Origin of the sequence: Steroidobacter gossypii, from assembly GCF_016801985.1 — a bacterium.
GTDB lineage: Bacteria > Pseudomonadota > Gammaproteobacteria > Steroidobacterales > Steroidobacteraceae > Steroidobacter > Steroidobacter gossypii.
On sequence record NZ_JAEVLS010000010.1, the window covers coordinates 15388 to 32345 of the forward strand.

At 63.0% G+C, this 16958-nt stretch carries 16 protein-coding genes and 1 pseudogene; 12 read left to right on the forward strand and 5 right to left on the reverse strand.

What is annotated here, in order from left to right:
* The first annotated feature begins 137 nt into the window (after window positions 1-137).
* Window positions 138-923 (forward strand): EcsC family protein, encoded by a 786-nt coding sequence (locus JM946_RS29060; RefSeq protein WP_203170969.1) that lies wholly within the window; start codon window positions 138-140, stop codon window positions 921-923.
* 8 nt (window positions 924-931) lie between these two features.
* Here the strand turns inward: JM946_RS29060 and purT are convergent, their stop codons facing one another.
* Window positions 932-2119: a formate-dependent phosphoribosylglycinamide formyltransferase gene (purT, locus tag JM946_RS29065; RefSeq protein WP_322110997.1), complete on the reverse strand. Its 1188-nt coding sequence runs from the start codon at window positions 2117-2119 to the stop codon at window positions 932-934.
* A 491-nt stretch (window positions 2120-2610) separates the two neighbouring features.
* On the opposite strand from purT, the gene JM946_RS29070 reads away from it, so the two are divergent.
* The gene (locus JM946_RS29070) at window positions 2611-5835 is read left to right on the forward strand and encodes an amidohydrolase family protein (protein ID WP_203170970.1); all 3225 of its coding nucleotides are present in this window, start codon (window positions 2611-2613) and stop codon (window positions 5833-5835) included.
* Between the two features lie 51 nt (window positions 5836-5886).
* Here JM946_RS29070 and JM946_RS29075 read toward each other — a convergent pair whose 3' ends face one another.
* Window positions 5887-6366 carry a RidA family protein gene (locus JM946_RS29075; RefSeq protein WP_203170971.1) on the reverse strand — a complete coding sequence of 160 codons (480 nt, stop codon included), beginning with the start codon at window positions 6364-6366 and terminating at the stop codon, window positions 5887-5889.
* A 58-nt stretch (window positions 6367-6424) separates the two neighbouring features.
* Between JM946_RS29075 and JM946_RS29080 the strand changes: the two genes are divergently transcribed.
* The 5 genes and pseudogenes from JM946_RS29080 to JM946_RS29100 all read left to right on the forward strand — a co-directional run bounded on the left by JM946_RS29080 (window position 6425) and on the right by JM946_RS29100 (window position 10113).
* Complete coding sequence (locus tag JM946_RS29080; RefSeq protein WP_203170972.1) at window positions 6425-7108, forward strand: GNAT family N-acetyltransferase; 684 nt, start codon at window positions 6425-6427, stop codon at window positions 7106-7108.
* A 673-nt stretch (window positions 7109-7781) separates the two neighbouring features.
* A pseudogene (locus JM946_RS31865) lies at window positions 7782-7871 on the forward strand (PEP-CTERM sorting domain-containing protein); the annotation flags it as partial.
* Window positions 7872-8069: 198 nt separating this feature from the next.
* Window positions 8070-8639, forward strand: a complete 570-nt coding sequence (locus JM946_RS29090; protein ID WP_218043186.1) for a hypothetical protein — start codon at window positions 8070-8072, stop codon at window positions 8637-8639.
* 261 nt (window positions 8640-8900) lie between these two features.
* Complete coding sequence (locus JM946_RS29095) at window positions 8901-9362, forward strand: PEP-CTERM sorting domain-containing protein (protein ID WP_203170975.1); 462 nt, start codon at window positions 8901-8903, stop codon at window positions 9360-9362.
* Window positions 9363-9537: 175 nt separating this feature from the next.
* Window positions 9538-10113 (forward strand): RT0821/Lpp0805 family surface protein, encoded by a 576-nt coding sequence (locus JM946_RS29100; protein WP_203170976.1) that lies wholly within the window; start codon window positions 9538-9540, stop codon window positions 10111-10113.
* Between the two features lie 15 nt (window positions 10114-10128).
* Here JM946_RS29100 and JM946_RS29105 read toward each other — a convergent pair whose 3' ends face one another.
* Window positions 10129-10524, reverse strand: a complete 396-nt coding sequence (locus JM946_RS29105; protein ID WP_203170977.1) for a GFA family protein — start codon at window positions 10522-10524, stop codon at window positions 10129-10131.
* 45 nt (window positions 10525-10569) lie between these two features.
* Between JM946_RS29105 and JM946_RS29110 the strand changes: the two genes are divergently transcribed.
* Window positions 10570-10854 carry a ubiquitin carboxyl-terminal hydrolase 14 gene (locus tag JM946_RS29110; protein WP_203170978.1) on the forward strand — a complete coding sequence of 95 codons (285 nt, stop codon included), beginning with the start codon at window positions 10570-10572 and terminating at the stop codon, window positions 10852-10854.
* Between the two features lies 1 nt (window position 10855).
* Here JM946_RS29110 and JM946_RS29115 read toward each other — a convergent pair whose 3' ends face one another.
* Entirely contained in the window at window positions 10856-11752 is an 897-nt protein-coding gene (locus tag JM946_RS29115) for an acyltransferase (RefSeq protein ID WP_203170979.1), read from the reverse strand.
* Between the two features lie 160 nt (window positions 11753-11912).
* On the opposite strand from JM946_RS29115, the gene JM946_RS29120 reads away from it, so the two are divergent.
* Window positions 11913-12716, forward strand: a complete 804-nt coding sequence (locus JM946_RS29120; protein ID WP_203170980.1) for a DUF4159 domain-containing protein — start codon at window positions 11913-11915, stop codon at window positions 12714-12716.
* Between the two features lie 20 nt (window positions 12717-12736).
* On the opposite strand, the gene JM946_RS29125 is transcribed toward JM946_RS29120, so the two are convergent.
* Window positions 12737-13957 (reverse strand): fimbria/pilus outer membrane usher protein, encoded by a 1221-nt coding sequence (locus JM946_RS29125; RefSeq protein ID WP_218043188.1) that lies wholly within the window; start codon window positions 13955-13957, stop codon window positions 12737-12739.
* 329 nt (window positions 13958-14286) lie between these two features.
* Between JM946_RS29125 and JM946_RS29130 the strand changes: the two genes are divergently transcribed.
* The 3 genes from JM946_RS29130 to JM946_RS29140 are packed head-to-tail and all read left to right on the forward strand — an operon-like array spanning window position 14287 to window position 16941.
* Window positions 14287-14853, forward strand: a complete 567-nt coding sequence (locus tag JM946_RS29130) for an RNA polymerase sigma factor (protein ID WP_203170982.1) — start codon at window positions 14287-14289, stop codon at window positions 14851-14853.
* Between the two features lie 11 nt (window positions 14854-14864).
* Complete coding sequence (locus JM946_RS29135) at window positions 14865-15326, forward strand: hypothetical protein (RefSeq protein WP_203170983.1); 462 nt, start codon at window positions 14865-14867, stop codon at window positions 15324-15326.
* A gap of 16 nt (window positions 15327-15342) precedes the next feature.
* Entirely contained in the window at window positions 15343-16941 is a 1599-nt protein-coding gene (locus JM946_RS29140; RefSeq protein WP_203170984.1) for an RDD family protein, read from the forward strand.
* The last annotated feature ends 17 nt before the right edge of the window (window positions 16942-16958 follow it).

The following is a 16958-nucleotide window of genomic DNA, read 5'->3' on the forward strand; positions in this document are numbered from 1 at the left end:
ACTGACAGGGGTTGCGGGTCGGCCAGGGTCACCTGACGCAACTTGTGCCACCCATACGCCGGCTGCATACCAGCGGTCCCCTGCAGTTCTTTGCGTCGATCTTGCACAGTGGATACAAACACGGCATCGTCCCCTTCATGAGCGCCTACGACACCCAGGCTCTGGAAGAACTGCGGCACTGGCAGCACGAGATGCAGCGCGGGCCCGGCCTCTGGAATCGCGCGACAAGCGGCGTTCAGCGCAAGATCAACAGTTATATTCCGGAGAAGGTCCACGCCAGCATCACGGCGGTGATCAAACAAATGACACAGGCCGTGCTGGGGGGCTCGAACTTCACCGCCTCGCCGCCCCTGACGGAAGGCGGCCTCGAAGATCGCGAAGCGCGCGTGCGCGCCACCATCGATAGGTATCGAAAAACGGCGGCGGTGGAAGGAGGCATTACTGGGGCAGGCGGATTTCTGCTCGGCCTAGCCGATTTTCCGCTGCTCCTGAGCATCAAGCTCAAGCTGCTGTTCGAGATCGCCGCGTTATACGGCTTCTCTGGCGACGATTACCGCGAACGTTTGTACCTGCTCTACATCTTCCAGCTCGCCTTCTCCAGCGATGAGCATCGCGCGGATGTGTATTGGAAGATGCAGCGCTGGCACGAGCAGAGTTCGGAACTGCCGAATTCTCTGGACGGCTTCGACTGGCGCAAGTTCCAGCAGCAATATCGCGACTACATCGATCTGGCGAAGCTGGCGCAGCTACTGCCTATCGTCGGCGCACCGGTGGGCGTGATTGTGAACAACCGGCTGCTGAAGAAACTCGGCCTCACCGCCATGAACGCGTATCGAATGCGCTGGTTCGAGCGACCAGCGCTCAGCAACGGTTCAAGCGTGCGCGAACAGGCGACACCATCGCACACCCCAAGCGGCACATAGCGCTGCCCTCAAAGTCGCACGCCCTCGAGCACGATCTCAGTCATCGCCCTCGCCTTCGCGCGCGCTTCATCGATGCTCGCGCCAAGGGCGAGCGACACACCCATGCGGCGATGGCCGTGAACTTCCGGTTTGCCGAACAAACGTAGCGCGGTATCCGGCTGGGTCAGCGCGCGATCCACATTCTCGAAACGCACATTGTTCGACTCGCCGTCGACCAGCAACGCGCACGACGCCGACGGCCCTCTCTGCCGAATGACCGGGATTGGCAATCCAAGAATCGCGCGCGCGTGCAGGGCGAACTCGGACAGATCCTGCGAGATCAGCGTGACCAGACCCGTGTCGTGCGGACGCGGAGATACCTCACTGAAATAAATCTCATCGCCGGCCACAAACAACTCGACACCGAAGATGCCGTTGCCCCCGAGATTCTCGGTCACGAGATGCGCAATGCGCTGTGACTCCTTCAAAGCCGTGTCGGTCATCGGCTGCGGCTGCCACGACTCGCGATAGTCGCCGTCGATCTGCAGATGACCGATAGGCGCGCAGAAGCTGGTCTGCCCGTTGTGACGCACCGTCAGCAGCGTGATCTCGAAATCGAACTTGACGAATCCCTCGACGATGATGCGCCCGCCGCCGGCACGGCCACCCTGCTGGGAATACTTCCAAGCGTGCGGAACATCCGCTTCGGTGCGCACCGTGCTCTGGCCTTTGCCGGAGGAGCTCATGACCGGCTTCACCACGCAAGGCATGCCGATGTCACGTACAGCTTGGAGATACTCCTGCTCCGTATCGGCGAATCGATACGGCGAGGTGCGGATCTGCAGCTGCTCGGCGGCAAGTCGCCGGATGCCTTCGCGATCCATGGTGAGCCGCGCCGCGCGCGCGGTCGGCACGACGGTGAAGCCTTCCTTCTCCAGCTCCAGCAACGCCGGCGTGGCGATCGCTTCGATCTCGGGCACGATGAGTTGCGGCCGCTCACGCTCCACCACCTGCCGCAGGGCTGCAGGATCGAGCATGTTGATCACATGGGAGCGATGCGCGACCTGCATCGCCGGCGCATTGGGATAGCGATCCACGGCGATGACTTCGCAGCCAAAGCGCTGCAGCTCGAGCACCACTTCCTTACCCAGCTCGCCGGAGCCGAGCAGCATGACGCGAGTGGCCGAGGGCGACAGGGGCGTACCTAAGGTAGTCACGGTGGCAGCTCGAAAAGCGAAATGGGAGGCCCGCCAGTATCGAACGGATGCGGATTGCATACAACCGTTGGCGCGACGACCCTTGCCGGTCGAAGCCTCGTCGCTGGCGATTCGATGATCATCCATCCCCCCGCTCCGCGGGGGATGAGACATGGTTGTCGAAGCTCGTTGCGGTCGATTCGATGATCATCCATCCCCCGCTCCGCGGGGGGATGAGACATGGTTGTCGAAGCTCGTTGCGGTCGAGTTATGATCATCCATCCCCCCGCTCCGCGGGGAGACATGGTTGTCGAAGCTCGTTGCGGTCGATTCATGATCATCCATCCCCCGCTCCGCGGGGGAATGAGACATGGTTGTCGAAGCTCACTGCGGTCGATTTGATGATCATTCATCCCCCGCGGAGCGGGGGAATGAGACGTGGTTGTCGAAGCTCATTGCGGCGGTGGCGGCAGCTCATTAGGCTTGCCTGTTTCGTCAGCAAAGGGATGATCATGTCTCGTTCACGCATACTGCTGGGAGCGTTGCTCGCCACGCTCGCGGCTGCCGCCAACGCGGCGGAACAAGCCAAGAAAACCTGGGACGTGAACGCGCCGCCCGGCGAGCGCCGCGAAATCCCCATCGATGTCCGCTCGGGCACCTGGATCAGTGTCGACGTGAGCCCCGATGGCAGCCACGTGCTGTTCGATCTGCTGGGCGATCTCTACGAGCTGCCGATCGCCGGCGGGGAGGCGAAGTCGCTCACCTCAGGTCTGGCTTGGGACATGCAGCCGCGCTACTCGCCCGACGGCAACACGATCGTGTTCACGTCCGATCGCGGCGGCGGCGACAACCTGTGGCTGATGGACCGCAACGGCAATGCGCTCCGCCAGCTCACCAAGGAAGATTTTCGCCTGTTGAACGACCCGGCCTGGCATCCGAACGGCCGCTACATCGCCGGCCGCAAACACTTCACCACGCGCCGCTCGCTGGGGACCGGAGAGATCTGGCTCTACAACCTCGATGGCGGCGACGGCGTGCAGCTGGTGAAGCGACCCAGCGAGGATTATCAGAAGGAGCTCGGCGAGCCGACCTTTTCGCCGGACGGCAAGTTTTTGTACTACACGCAAAACGCCACGCCGGGCGATCGTTTCATCTACGCCCAGGATGTGAATAGCGAGGTGTTCGCCATCAAGCGAGTCGAACTCGCGAGCGGCGAGACTTCTTCAGCCGTCACCGGCGCTGGAGGCGCCGTGCGGCCGACACCTTCGCCCGATGGACGTTACCTTGCGTTCATTCGTCGCCTGCGCACGCCGGAAGCACTGAAGACCGCGCTCTACACTCAGGACCTTCGTTCCGGTGAAATCCAACTGCGGTACGCCGATCTGGATCGGGACATGCAGGAAACATGGGCGGTGAACGGTTTGTATCCGCGCATGGACTGGACGCCGGACAGCAAATCCATCGTGTTCTGGGCCGGCGGCGGCATCAAGCGCCTGGACATCGCCACCCAAGCGGTGCAGGACATTCCGTTTCATGTCACGGGTTCGCGTGCGTCGATCGCTCCGCCTCGCTTTCAGGTCGAGGTCGCGCCGGATCAGGTGGAGGCGCGCATGGTTCGCTTCGCCACCGTATCGCCGAACGGTCAGCGCGTGGTCTATGAATCATTCGGTCGGCTCTGGATTCGCGACGTGAACGGCGGCACACCGCGGCAGCTCACCAGCGACGCCGGCGACGCATTCGAGTTGTTTCCTTCCTGGTCACGCGACGGCAAGCAGATCGTGTTCGTGCGCTGGACCGACGCGACGTTGGGTGCGATTCATGTTGTGGGCGCAGGCGGCGGCAAGTCACGCGCGGTGACCAAGCAACCCGGCCACTACTATCAGCCGCGCTTCACCCCGAGGGGAGACGCCATCGTCGTGCAGCGCTCCGCCGGCGGGGATCTCACCTCCCCGACCTGGACCAAGGAGCCTGGCCTCTATCGCGTGCCCTCAAGTGGTGGTGAGCTCGAGAAACTCACGGACAAAGGCCGCAACCCACACTTCGTCGACGGTTCGGACCGCATCTATTTCACGGAAGACGCCGATCAGGCGAAAGAAGCCGAGCCCGCGCACCAGTTCGTGAGCGTCGACGCTCGAGGCAAGGACCGCCGCGTGCATGCGCGTTCGAACTACGCCAGCCGCATCGAGATCTCGCCCAACGGCGAGTACCTCGCGTTCCGTGAAAACTTCAATGTTTACGTCGTGCCGATGCCGCCGGGCGGACAGTTGGATCTGTCGCCGAAGACCAAGTCGGTGCGCGTGCTGCGTGCATCTGAAATCGGCGGTGAATATTTGAACTGGACCGACGGCGACACGCTCACGTACACCCTCGGCCCCGATCTGTATCGCAGCGAGATGTCCGCGCTGTTCGCCAAACCGGCCGCCGCCAATGGCGAAGCAGCGCCGGTCTATGGTCAGCGCATCGCCAACCTCGGCAGCTCGCGTCCGGCAGACAAGCCGAGTGGAGTCGTTGCGCTCACTGGCGCTCGCATCGTCACCATGCAAGGCGATCAGGTCATCGACAATGGCGTGATCATCATTCGTGACAACCGCATCACGGCAGTGGGCGCCGCGAATTCAGTGCAGATTCCAGCCGAGGCAAAGAAGCTCGATCTCGCCGGGAAGACGGTGATGCCGGGATTGATAGACATTCACGCGCACGGCCCACAAGGCGTGGATGACATCATTCCTCAACAGAACTGGTCGGCCATCGCGCACCTCGGCCTGGGCGTCACCACCGTGCACGATCCATCCAACAACGCTACCGAGATTTTTGCGGCGGCCGAGTATCAACGCGCAGGACTCGTGTTTGCGCCGCGCACGTTCTCGACAGGCGACGTCGTATACGGCGCGCGATCGGAAGGACTGGCGCACATCGACACCATCGAGGATGCGCGTCATCACATCAAACGACTGAAAGCGCAAGGCGCGATCTCGGTCAAGAACTACAACCAGCCCCGTCGCGACCAGCGCCAGATGGTGGTCACCGCCGCGCGCGAGAACGGCATGATGGTGGTCGCCGAAGGCGGCTCGTTGTACCCGATGGACATGAACCTCATCGCCGATGGCAACACCGGCCTGGAGCACAACAATCCGCCGCAACGTTTCTATGACGACGTGTTGCAGTACTGGCCGCGCACAGGCGTAGCCTACACGCCGACGCTGGTGGTGACTTACGGCGGCCCAGGCGCCGAGTTCCTGTTTTATCAGGAGTCGGAGGTGTGGGCGCATCCGTTGCTGTCCAGGTACGTGCCGCCGCAGGTTGTGCAGCCTCGCTCGGTGCGTCGACAGATGGCGCCGAAGACGGATTACCAACCGGTATTCGACTCGGCCGCCAATGCCAAACGACTGATGGAACTGGGCGTGTCTGTGCACATCGGCGCGCATGGCCAGCGCGAAGGCCTGGGCTCGCACTGGGAGATGTGGGCCTTCGTGATGGGCGGCATGTCGCCGATGCAGGCGTTGCAGACGGCGACCATCAATCCGGCGCGCTACATGGGCATGGACAAGGATCTCGGCAGCATCGAACCCGGCAAGCTCGCCGATTTGCTGATTCTCGACGGCAACCCGCTCCAGGACATTCGCGTCACGGACGATATCGCTTACGTGATATTGAACGGCCGGATTTACGAGGGTGGCACGCTCGCGGAGCAACTCACCGGCAACCGTAAACTCGCACCGCTGTACTGGCAGAAATAACGTCGAACTGACCCGGTCGCAGCGCTCGCTGCGGCCGGGCCTTCGATGCGATCAACGAGGGCCCTTCTGTGGCACGTATGCGATGCATTCGAGCTCGACGCGCGCATTCATCGCCAGGCCGCTCGCGGCCAGCGCGCTGCGCGCCGGAAAAGGCTTCTTGAAAAACTCGCGATACACAGTGTTGAACGCCGGCCACTCGGCGATGTCCGCCAGGAACACGGTGCACTTCACCACGTCGTCCAGGCTCGCGCCGTTCGCTTCCAACACGCTTTTGACGTTTTTGAGAGTCTGACGCGCTTCGGGCTGGATGCCGCCGGCGGGCAGCTTGCCAGTAGCGGGATCCTCGCCGATGGCTCCGGAAAGAAACAGGAAATCGCCGGCGCGCACCGCTTCGGAGAACGGCCGATCGAGCTCCAGCGCGCGCGGCGAATTCAGGAACTGCGGCTTGTCGGCCGCTGCGCTACTCGCGGCAGCCAACACGGCCAGCACACCGACGACGGTTCGAAACCCCACCCGAGCTCGACTCAGCATACGTGTCCCCTGCAGGTCATCGTTGGAGAGGTCACAGCTTAGCCGATAAAATCCGCGCATGACGTCGGCCGCATTGAACAACCCCATCTGGTCCGCCCTGAGCTCGGCGCAAGCACATTTCGCCATCGGAGGGCCGCTCGCCAAACGCTATCCCGCGGAAGTGGCGCCGTTCATCGCCGTGCCCGAGCCGAGCGACGCTGCCGCTCGCGCCTCGACCGAACTGGTGGCGCCGGGCGAGATCGTGAACTTCGTCAGCATTGCGCCCGAACTCAAAGCAGGTTGGGAAGTGCTCGCCACCGGCAACATTGTGCAGATGGTGTGGCGGTCCGACGCCCGCGCACCCGAACCGGACATGACCGGCATCGTGCCGCTCACCGACGCCGACACGCCGGACATGCTCGCGCTTACCTCGCTGGTATTCCCGGGATACTTCCGGCCGCGCACGCCCGAGATGGGCGCGTACTTCGGTATTCGTCAGAACTCTCAGTTCGCCGCCATGGCCGGCGAGCGCATGAAGCTCGACGGCTTCGAAGAGATCAGCGCCGTCTGCACTCATCCGAACTTCACCGGCCGGGGTCTCGCCGCTCGCCTGATCAATCTGCTCGTCGCGAAACAACTCGAGCGCGGCATCACGCCGTTCCTGCACGTCAACGAAACGAACGCTCGCGCTCGGGCTTTGTATGCAAGACTGGGCTTCGAAGATCGAGCGACGCTGCCGCTGTGGCTGTTGAAGCGCACGTAAGTAACGTCGGCCGTTGTACACGGCGACCGAACGATCCGGCCGAACCATGCAGCGTTTCCCTTAAGCGCTCCACGAAGCCCACTGGCGGAAAGTTTTACACGCCTTACTTTCGGGATTCCGCAGATACTCCGGGGATCAAAGAGTTAACTCATCGGGCATGAGCCTTGCCTGCCTCCAGTGCGGATCGATCACTGGAGTTTCAATGACTGTCAAACCAACGAGTCTCGGCGCACTGTCCCTTGCGCTAGCGGCGTTTTCTTTTGCGGGATCGGCGGCAGCGGTGCCGCTTCTGTGCGAGGACGCGGCGGTCAATCACATGTACGTGGATACTTCGCAGGTATCCGAGTGCCTGGCCGGCGGCATCGGCAACATCAACGGCAATCCAGGGACGGACGCCTTCCTGACCGGCGACGGCGCGGCTTCGGGATTGGTCGGCATCGGCGCGGCGCACTTCACCCAAAGCGGCACGACCGGGACCTTCTCGCTGGACGCCGGCCTGTGGCAAGCCTGGGACGAGATCGCCATCGGCTTCAAGTTCGGCACCGGCAATCAGCCCGACGCGTGGTTCGTGTATCTGCTCAATCCGCAGGTCGCCAGCGGCAACTGGCAGTTCGTGAACGTGTTCGGTCGGGGCGGCGGCCTGTCGCACCTGCAGCTGTATGGCCGCTCGGCCGTCAGCAGCGTGCCCGAGCCCGGCACGCTGGCGCTGCTCGGCATCGGCCTGCTCGGCGCCGGCATCGCGCGTCGTCGCAAGGCCGTCTAAGACAACCCAACTGTTCGACCGATACAAGCCTCGCCCGCACCGTGGGCGGGGCTTTTTTATGTTCGGCTTTTTGCCGCAACCGATGCCGCTTTGTGTGGTCGCCGTCGCAGCCTGGGGTTGGCGCGCCGGCTAGTCTTCGCACCGCGCCGCTGGCGGGTATCGCGGCCGAACCATAACTCACAAAACAGGGACATCTCCATGCTTCGTAGATTTGGGGCGCGAAGCGCCATGCTGTGTTCGTTGCTGATGCTGGGCGGTCTGCCGCTGGCCCATGCCGAGCACGAGGGTTTCGGTTTCACCTTCGAAGCCGATCTGGAATACGGCGGCGACGATCTGGCCACCTTCGAGTTCACCGACGGCTCCACGCAAGACATCAAGACCGGCCAGGGCATCACGGCGGCGCTGGGCGGCCACTATCGCGCCACTGGGTCGCCGTTCTCGGTGCGTGGCACGGTCGGATACAAATATGTGACGACCAAGGCCAGCAACGCCGACATCAGCATCGGCCGCACCGTGCTCGAGTTGGCCGGCAACTATCTTTGGGACAACGGCTGGTGGGTGGGCGCCGGCATCACCCATCACAGCGGCATCAAGTACGACGCCGACGGCTTCGGCCCGGATGTCGATTTCGATGACGCCACCGGCCCGACCCTGGAAGTGGGCTGGCGCTGGATCGCGCTGACCTACACCGATCTGGATTACAAGGACGAGTTCGGCGGCGAGTGGGACGCGAGCAGCGTGGGCTTGAAGCTCACCACCAAGTTCTAACTTTCGCTTTGCGCTTACCGGCGCGCACGAAAACGCGCCGGTGAGCTTCGATGTTTCTTCCCAACTGACGCCGACGTTGTAAAAAACGCGCTGCTGGCGATTAGCACTTCGTAACTTTTGCAAGAGCACATTTTGCAGCGTGGCGAAGCGCTTTACAGATCGATGCTGTTCCCTGCAGCTTGTCTCCGCGGATCAAACAGTTATTTTTCCGGCATGGCGTTTGCCTGTCTCCAGAGGTACCAATGGCCACTGGAGAACTCCATGAATTTGATATCCAGGACTGTGGGCGCGGCACTCGGGCTCATGGCGTTTTGCTTCATCTCGGCGGCGAGCGCCGTGCCTCTGCTGTGCAAGGAAGCCGCGGCCAACCATGCCTTGACCGATGCTTCTCATGTCCGTTCCTGCCTGGCGGCGGATCTGGGCGACGTCGGCGAGCGAATCTTCTCGATCGACGCGGATCGCAACGAGCTCAGCATCGCGGTTCAACCCGTCGGCAGCGATAAGCTCGATCACTGGTTCGTGCAGTTCCTGAACCCCATGCTCGACAGCGGCGACTGGCGTTTCGCCAAAGTGCTCGATCACGACGGTCGTGTAACGCACATCAAGCTGTACGGCCGCGCCCCGGCGCAGAATGTGCCGGAGCCCGGTGCGCTGGCTTTGTTGAGCGTTGGCTTGCTTGGCGCTGCATTGCTGGGTCGTCGCAAACGGAGCCGAACTGCGTAACGCTTGCGACGCCGAGAACCACGTCACAAAAGTTGTAACTGCTTAGGCACGGTGGCTCTGGGCGCCGAGCCATTGCCATCTCAACGTCGCCCGATTCGGCGAATGGCGACAGCATCGCCGCATCGTTCCGACTGATAAAATTCGCCCCGTTCTTTTCATACCCCCTGGGGCGTCCATGTTCACCCGTCTGTTCAAGTCTGTTTGTGGCGCGCTGCTGTGCGCCTGCATCCTCGCCAGCGCGCCGGCGCTGAGCGATCCGCCCGATCATGCGAAGGCGCACGGTTGGCGCAAGAAACATGACCCGCGTTACATCGGCTACACCGGCCGCGAATGGGATCGTGACTACGGCGTGCTCGAAGGCTCCTGTCATCGCAAAGAGATCGGCACCGTGGTGGGCGCCGTCGCCGGCGGCGTGATCGGATCACAGATCGGCGATGGTAGCGGCCGCACTGTGGCCATCATCGCGGGCACAGTGCTCGGCGGCCTCATCGGCCGCGAGATCGGCAAAGAGCTGGACGAAGCGGATCGCGGTTGTTTCGGTCACGCATTGGAGCTGGTCGAACCCGGCCGCAGCGTGCGCTGGGTCAACGATCACACCCACGTGTCCTACGTGCTCACTCCGCTAGCCCTGAGCAGCAAGGATTCGAAGAACTGCCGGCGCTTCAAACTCAAGGCCAGCGAAGGCAAGAAGAGCAAGAGCTCCGAAGGCCGCGCCTGCCGCGACAGCAGCGGCGTGTGGCGCCTCGACTGAGTCGATTCGGATCGATCAATGGGAACGTTCCGCCGACGCGGGCATCTGTACCCAGGAATGTTTCCTCTCCTCGTAGACCGAGAACTTGGGCTCGGGAAAACTTGGATCCGCGAACGCACCAACGGGCACGGCGAACACATCGGGCGCCGTGCTCACTTGGTAGTACACCGTCGAGCCGCACTCCGGACAGAAATGCTGGATGCACTGATTGCCTGAATCGGTGATGCGCACCCACTGCTTGGCGGTGCCTTCGATTCTGACATTGGGCCGCTCGAACCGAGCCTGCATCGCGAACACGCTGCCGCTGCGACGCTGACACGCCAGGCAGTGGCACACGGAGATCCGGATCGGTTCGCCGGTGGCGTGCACCTTGAGCTGACCGCAGTTGCAGGTCGCGAGGCGAGTTGTCATGGCGGCTCCTGTGCAGTATCAATAGCGCTTACCGGGAGAATCCGCATGTCATGCGAACACATCGGCGGCGTCAAGCCACTGCCGCCGAAAGCACAGGGCTGTGAGGAATGTCTGAAGGTGGGCGGCCGATGGGTGCATCTGCGGCTGTGCTTGAGCTGCGGTCATGTCGGCTGCTGCGACAGCTCGCCCGGTCGACATGCGACCAAACACTTTCATGACACTCGACATCCAGTCATCGCATCGTTCGAGCCGGACGAGCGCTGGGCGTGGTGCTTCGTCGACGAAGAGGCGGTAGACCTGCCGCGCGCAGTGCTACCTTACCTGCGCTGATTCAAGCAGCGCGCAGCTCGGCGATCAGTCGATCCTTCTCACCCCAAAGTTCGTTCAGCCAGGCCTGCATCCGTTCGCGGAACGCCGGATCGTTCTGATAATTGCCACCGAGCAGTTCGGCCGGAATCGGTCGCTCGCGAATATTCACGCGCACTTCCCGCACGCGGTTGGCGAACAGATCGAGCATCGATGGACGACCGTCGGGATAAACGATGGTCACGTCCAGAATCGAATGCAAAGCGCCGCCCATCGCGTCGAGCACGAACGCGACGCCACCCGCCTTGGGCTTGAGCAAATGAGCAAACGGCGATGCCTGGTGCGCATGCTTGGCCGCCGTGAAGCGCGTGCCTTCCACGAAGTTCATGACCGCCACCGGAATGTGCATGAACTTGGCGCAGGCGCGCCGGGTGGCCGCGATGTCACGCCCGGCCAGCTCCGGCCGTTGCTCGAGTTGCTGCCGCGAATAGCGTTTCATGAACGGAAAATCCAGCGCCCACCACGCCAGCCCCAGCAGCGGCACCCAGAACAGCTGGCTTTTCAAGAAGAAACGCAGCAGTGGCACACGCCGGTTCAAGGCCGCCTGCAGCACCGGGATGTCCACCCAGGTCTGGTGATTGGCCAGCACGAGATAATGACCGTCCGGCCGCAAGCGGGCATCGATGTCCACCGTGAAGCGGGTGCGGGTGAACCAGCGAATCAAGGTGGTATTGATGCCGATCCAGTTCGCGGCGATCCCCATCAGCAGCGAGTCGCAACCCCGGCGGATCGCTCGCAGCGGCGCAATCGGCCGTAGTGGCGCAATCGCCTTGACCAGCGCCACCAGCAGCAGCGGCGGGACGTGTAAAAGCGTGTTCGTCGTCAGGAGCAGCGTACCGAATGCGATTCTTAACCAGCTCATCGCCAGACTCTTTTCGCCCCGTTGCAAGGCGCGCGCAGCATACAGAGCGACCCAGGATGTCGCCAATGTGGCGATTTTCCCGGCGCGCCCGCGCCCATCGCGATGCGTACTCATTGCCCCCCATTGCCAAGAGCGGGCGGTTGATGCCATGGTGCTTCGCATGAGCCGCCCTCCGCCGCCTCCCTGGTATCGGCGAGTTTTCCGGGCCTTCACCGGCCGGGATGCCGCCTGGCGGCTGCTCGCATTGATCGCTATTCCGGTGGTCGCGCTGAGCTCGGACTCCAGCCCCACCGAGGCGCTGCGCCCGCACGCCGAGTTCCAGTTCGTCCGTATGCAGTACATCGGCACCACGCTGTTCGGCGGCCGCGAGCGCTGGCTGACCGATTGGCCCGAAGCCGAACAGCACTTGATCCGCGGCATCAAGCGCCTGACGCGCATCGATACCGCCGAGGACGGCCATTATCTGGGCATCATGGACGAGTCGCTGTTCGACTATCCCTGGATCTACGCCGTCGAAGTCGGCCACTGGGCGCTGACCGATGAAGAGATCGCGCGCCTGCGTGAGTACCTGTTACGCGGCGGCTTTCTGATGGTGGACGATTTTCACGGCAGCCTCGAATGGGCCGGCTTCATCGAAGGCATGCACCGCATTTTCCCGGACCGCGCCATCGTCGACGTGCCGCCCGACGACGCCATCTTCCACGTGGCTTACGATCTGGACGAGCACGTGCAGGTTCCGGGCATTCAATCTTTGTATAGCGGCCGCAATTACGAGCGAGACGGTTTCACGCCTCACTGGCGCGGCATTTACGACGACGACGGCCGGCTGATGGTGATGATCAACTTCAACATGGACCTCGGCGATGCCTGGGAACACGCCGACGTGCCGGAGTACTCGCTGCTGTACACGACGCGAGCTTACAAATACGCCATCAACTATATCTTGTACGCGATGACGCACTAGCCCGCGCGAAGCGGCGCGGTTCAGTTCTCGACCGACTGCCCGATGGCCTGGGGCAGATGCAAATCCAGTTCTTCGATCTCGTCCGCCACACGGCGCGACCACGGCTTGATGCCGCCAAACGGCCGCTGGTAGGAAATGAACACGGAAGAGCCGAAGTTGTCTTCGAGCGAATGGCCGGCGCTCATCGACATCGTGCCGCGCCCCACGCCCATGCTTTGTTTTACGGCGATCAGATTGGTTCGCTCGCGCGCCCAGGTGGTCTGGGTGGCGTAAGCGACCGACAGGCTGGCGGTCTCGCTGACATTCACGCCGACGCTCGCCAGATCCCGCTGCATGATGCGATCGGTGACATCCATGCTGCCGATGTCACGAAACTCGCGGCTCTGAAAGCGAGAGCGCACCATCAGATTGAACATCGAATTGCTGTGATCGAAACCGATCTTGGACATCCAGCCCGTTGCGCCGCTCACGTCGTTACTCTGCGCGAACGCCACCGAGGCGGTACCGAGCGATCCGAACTGACGCGCCACGCCGAAGCCCAACGCAGTCACTTCGTCGGCGAGGTACTCACCGTGGCCTTCGATGGTGAAGCCGAGCGGAGCGCCGCAAGCCACCGTGGTGTTGGCGAACATCGGACCATAGGCGTTGCTGGTCAGCGCATAGTCTTCGCGCACTTTGCCGAAGCCGACGGAAAAGTCGGAGCAGCCTTCTTCAACCAGCCGCGTGCGAGCGATCATCGGCGCAGCGATGGATTGTGAGTGCCCGAGCGCGTCCTGCACGGCCAGGTTCCAACTCTGTCCGCCCGCCGGCAGCGAGCGGGCGACGGACAGATTCCGCTGGCTCAAGCTCGTGTCCGCATCGCTGGCTGAAGCAAACAACGCGTCCGCGACGGTGGGTAACACCGCCATGCCGGCGGTCGCCATCCGATTCGACGCAATCACATCCGCGCGCGTTTCGGAGCGGGTGCCAAATTGCATGCCGCCGTAACGGACCGAAGTCCCCCACATCCCCACGCTGCTGACCGTATCGCCGAGCCGCAGACTGTCTTCCCCGACCTGCTGGGTATACGAAGATTGCAGACGGGTGAGGGTCTGGATGCCGACCCCGGGGGCCAGCGACGCCGTGAAGCTGGAATCGATCTTTCCGGCATCGCTCAGGATCTGCGCGTTGACCGACGAATACGACGGGTTCAGCGACGTGGCGCGCACCGCCACAGTTTCGGGCTCGCTTACTTTGGGCACGGCGCAGGCGGTCAGAGCCAGTGCGGGGATCAGGATGAAGATAGTCCGTATCGTCGAAGTCATCAGCAGGTTGAGCTCTTATTCCGCGGCAATAAGGACACCGTGAGGGTCGGGCGGGCGACATTGCCCTGCAGTTAAGCGTGGAATTCTAAGAACCCTGCCTGGGCCTGACCATCAGCCACACCCTGTCGGGAGGCTCCTGACGCAGCGCCCCGGGACTGAGCTAACATCCGGTTGCTCCTGGTATTTTTCGGGCGCGCGGCGCTCCGTTCAGCAGCCTGTAACTTCCCGACTGGCGCGGTGTTCTGAAGCTAAACGACGACATCACCGTGGCAAGGCAACCCCCGGACACCCAGGCACAGGACGACTTCGCAAGCTTCATGCGTGCTTATCAGGACATGGTCTTCAGCACCGCCGCGCGGATCACCGGTCGCGACGGCCCGGCCGAGGACATTGCCCAGCAGGTGTTCCTGAAGGCATACGAGAACTTCGCGCAGTTGCGCACCAGCCCCGCCGCCGGCGGCTGGCTCAAGACCGTGGCTCGCAATCTGGCGCTCAACCATGCCACTCGCTATCGCAAGCGCTGGCGCTTTTTTTCCGAGATGCGCGATCGCGACGACGAAGACGACACCGAATTCGAGATCCCGCAGCCGGACGGGGCTGCCGTCGACATGGATGCGGACACCCGGCGCGCAATAGTCGCCGAGGCACTCGATCAACTGCCCGATCATCGCCGGCTGCCGCTGGTGCTGTATCACTTCGAGGAACTGTCCTACGAAGAGATCGCTCAGCATCTCGGCGTGTCGCTTGCCAAGGTGAAAATCGACATCCTGCGGGCGCGCGCCGCCATGGCGAAGAATCTCGCAGCCCGTGGCCTCACGGCGGAATGTTTCTAGAGGCCGCCACCATGAATACTCCCGTGAACTCAAACGAATCTCGCGAGCAACAGCTCGAACGCTTGATCGACACGGCGCTGCGCGATCAGCCCCTGCGACGGGCGCCCGCTGGCTTTGAAGACAAGGTGATGGCGGCGATCGCGAGCCGCGCAGCAGCTCCTTGGTGGCGCAGCAGCTTTGCCAGCTGGCCGGTCGCGGCCCGCGTGCTGTTCCTGATTGCATCCGTGGGCTTCGCAAAGCTCGGGCTGGAGGCTACCGCGCTGGTGATGGGGCCGCTCGATCCCACCGCCCGGAGCGCCGCACTGTTTGCCGAGGTCGCCTGGATTCCTTCGCTGTTCGGCACCTTCGAAGCCGTGTTCCGCGATTTGCCCTCGCTGTGGATTTACGGCGCGTTGGGCGTGATCGGAGTGTTGTATCTCACGTTGTTCGGCGTCAGCGCGGCTGCCTACCGAACCTTGTATGCGTCCCGTTGAGGGATTGGTGCTCTGTATGAAGCGTTTGTTTCACAAATGGTTGCTGATCGCGATGCTGGCCGGTATCGGCGGCGCGCACCTGGCCATGGCGCAGGAGCCACCCGCCCCACCGGCGCCGCCGGCCGAGCCCGCCGAGCCGCAGCTCGAAGTCGAGCGCGACGAAAGCGTGGAGCGAACCACCAGGCACCGCGACAGGCACCAGCACGAGTACGTCATCGTGCACGTCGGCGACGATTCGAGGCTGCCGGCGGGTGAATATGCGCATTCGGTGGTCTCCATCTTCGGCTCGGCCTCGTCCGCCGGCGAAGTGGAAGAAGCGGTCGTAGCCATCTTGGGCAATGCATCGGCCACCGGACCGGTGGGCGACGCCGTGGTCGCGATCTTTGGTGACGTGTATGTCGACGCCGAGGTCGGTCACGATGTCGTGGCGATGATGGGCAACGTGAAACTCGGTCCCAACGCAGTGGTGCATGGCGAGCTGGTGTCGGTGGGCGGCGCCATCACGCGCGATCCGGCCGCCGTCGTGCATGGGCCGCAACAGCAGATTTCGTTCGGTCAGCACTTCGGTCGTCTCGAATGGCTCAAGCCCTGGTTCGAGAGCGCCCTGCTGTATGGCCGGCCGCTGGCGTTCGAATCCAGCCTGGGCTGGGCATGGTGGCTCGCGGCGGGCTTTCTCGCTTTGTATGTAGTGCTGGCGCTGATGTTCGATCAGGGCATGCAGCGTTGTGTCACCACCTTGGAAGAAAAACCCGCTCAGACCGTGCTCGCCTCGGTGCTGGCGGTGCTGTTTACACCGGTGCTGATCATGATCCTGGCGGTGACGGTGATCGGCATTCCGATCCTGCCGTTCCTGCTGCTCGGTCTGTTCTGCGCCGGCCTGTTCGGCAAGGCCGCGGTGCTCGCGACGATCGGCCGACGCATCACTCGCTTCACCGGCATCGCCCCCTTCAGTCACGTCGCCTTCGCCACGCTGATCGGCGGCTTGATCGTGCTACTGTTGTATGTCGTGCCGGTGTTCGGCTTCATCGTGTTCAACTTGATCGGCGTGCTGGGACTGGGCGTGGTGGTCTACACGCTGATGCTCGCGATGCGCTCGAATCACGCGCCTGTGGCGGCACCGGCCGCCAGCATGCCTGGCGCACCTGGAGTCGTCAGTGAAGGTGTCGTCGGCGACGGCACGGTTCCGCCCTCTTCTCAGGCGCCTTCGCCGCCGCGCCCGAGCAATGTCGAGCTCGCCGCTCAGCCTCGTGCCGGCTTCTGGATCCGTGCAGGCGCGCTGGCGCTCGACGCACTGCTGGTCATCCTGATCGTCAACGTGCTCGAACCCGCCGATGATTTCTTCGCGCTGTTGCTGGCCACGTATGGCGCGGTGATGTGGAAGCTGCGAGGCACGACCATCGGCGGCATCATTTGCAACTTGCGCGTGGTGCGCACGGATGGGCAGGAGATCGGCTGGGAAACCGCCATCGTGCGCGCGCTCGGATGTTTCCTGTCGTTCATCCCGCTCGGCCTGGGCTTCATCTGGATGGTGTTCGACAACAACCGCCAGACCTGGCACGACAAGATCGCCGGCACCGTGGTGGTGCGCGTGCCGAGGAGCCAGCCGCTGACTTGAGCTGTACGCATTCAGCT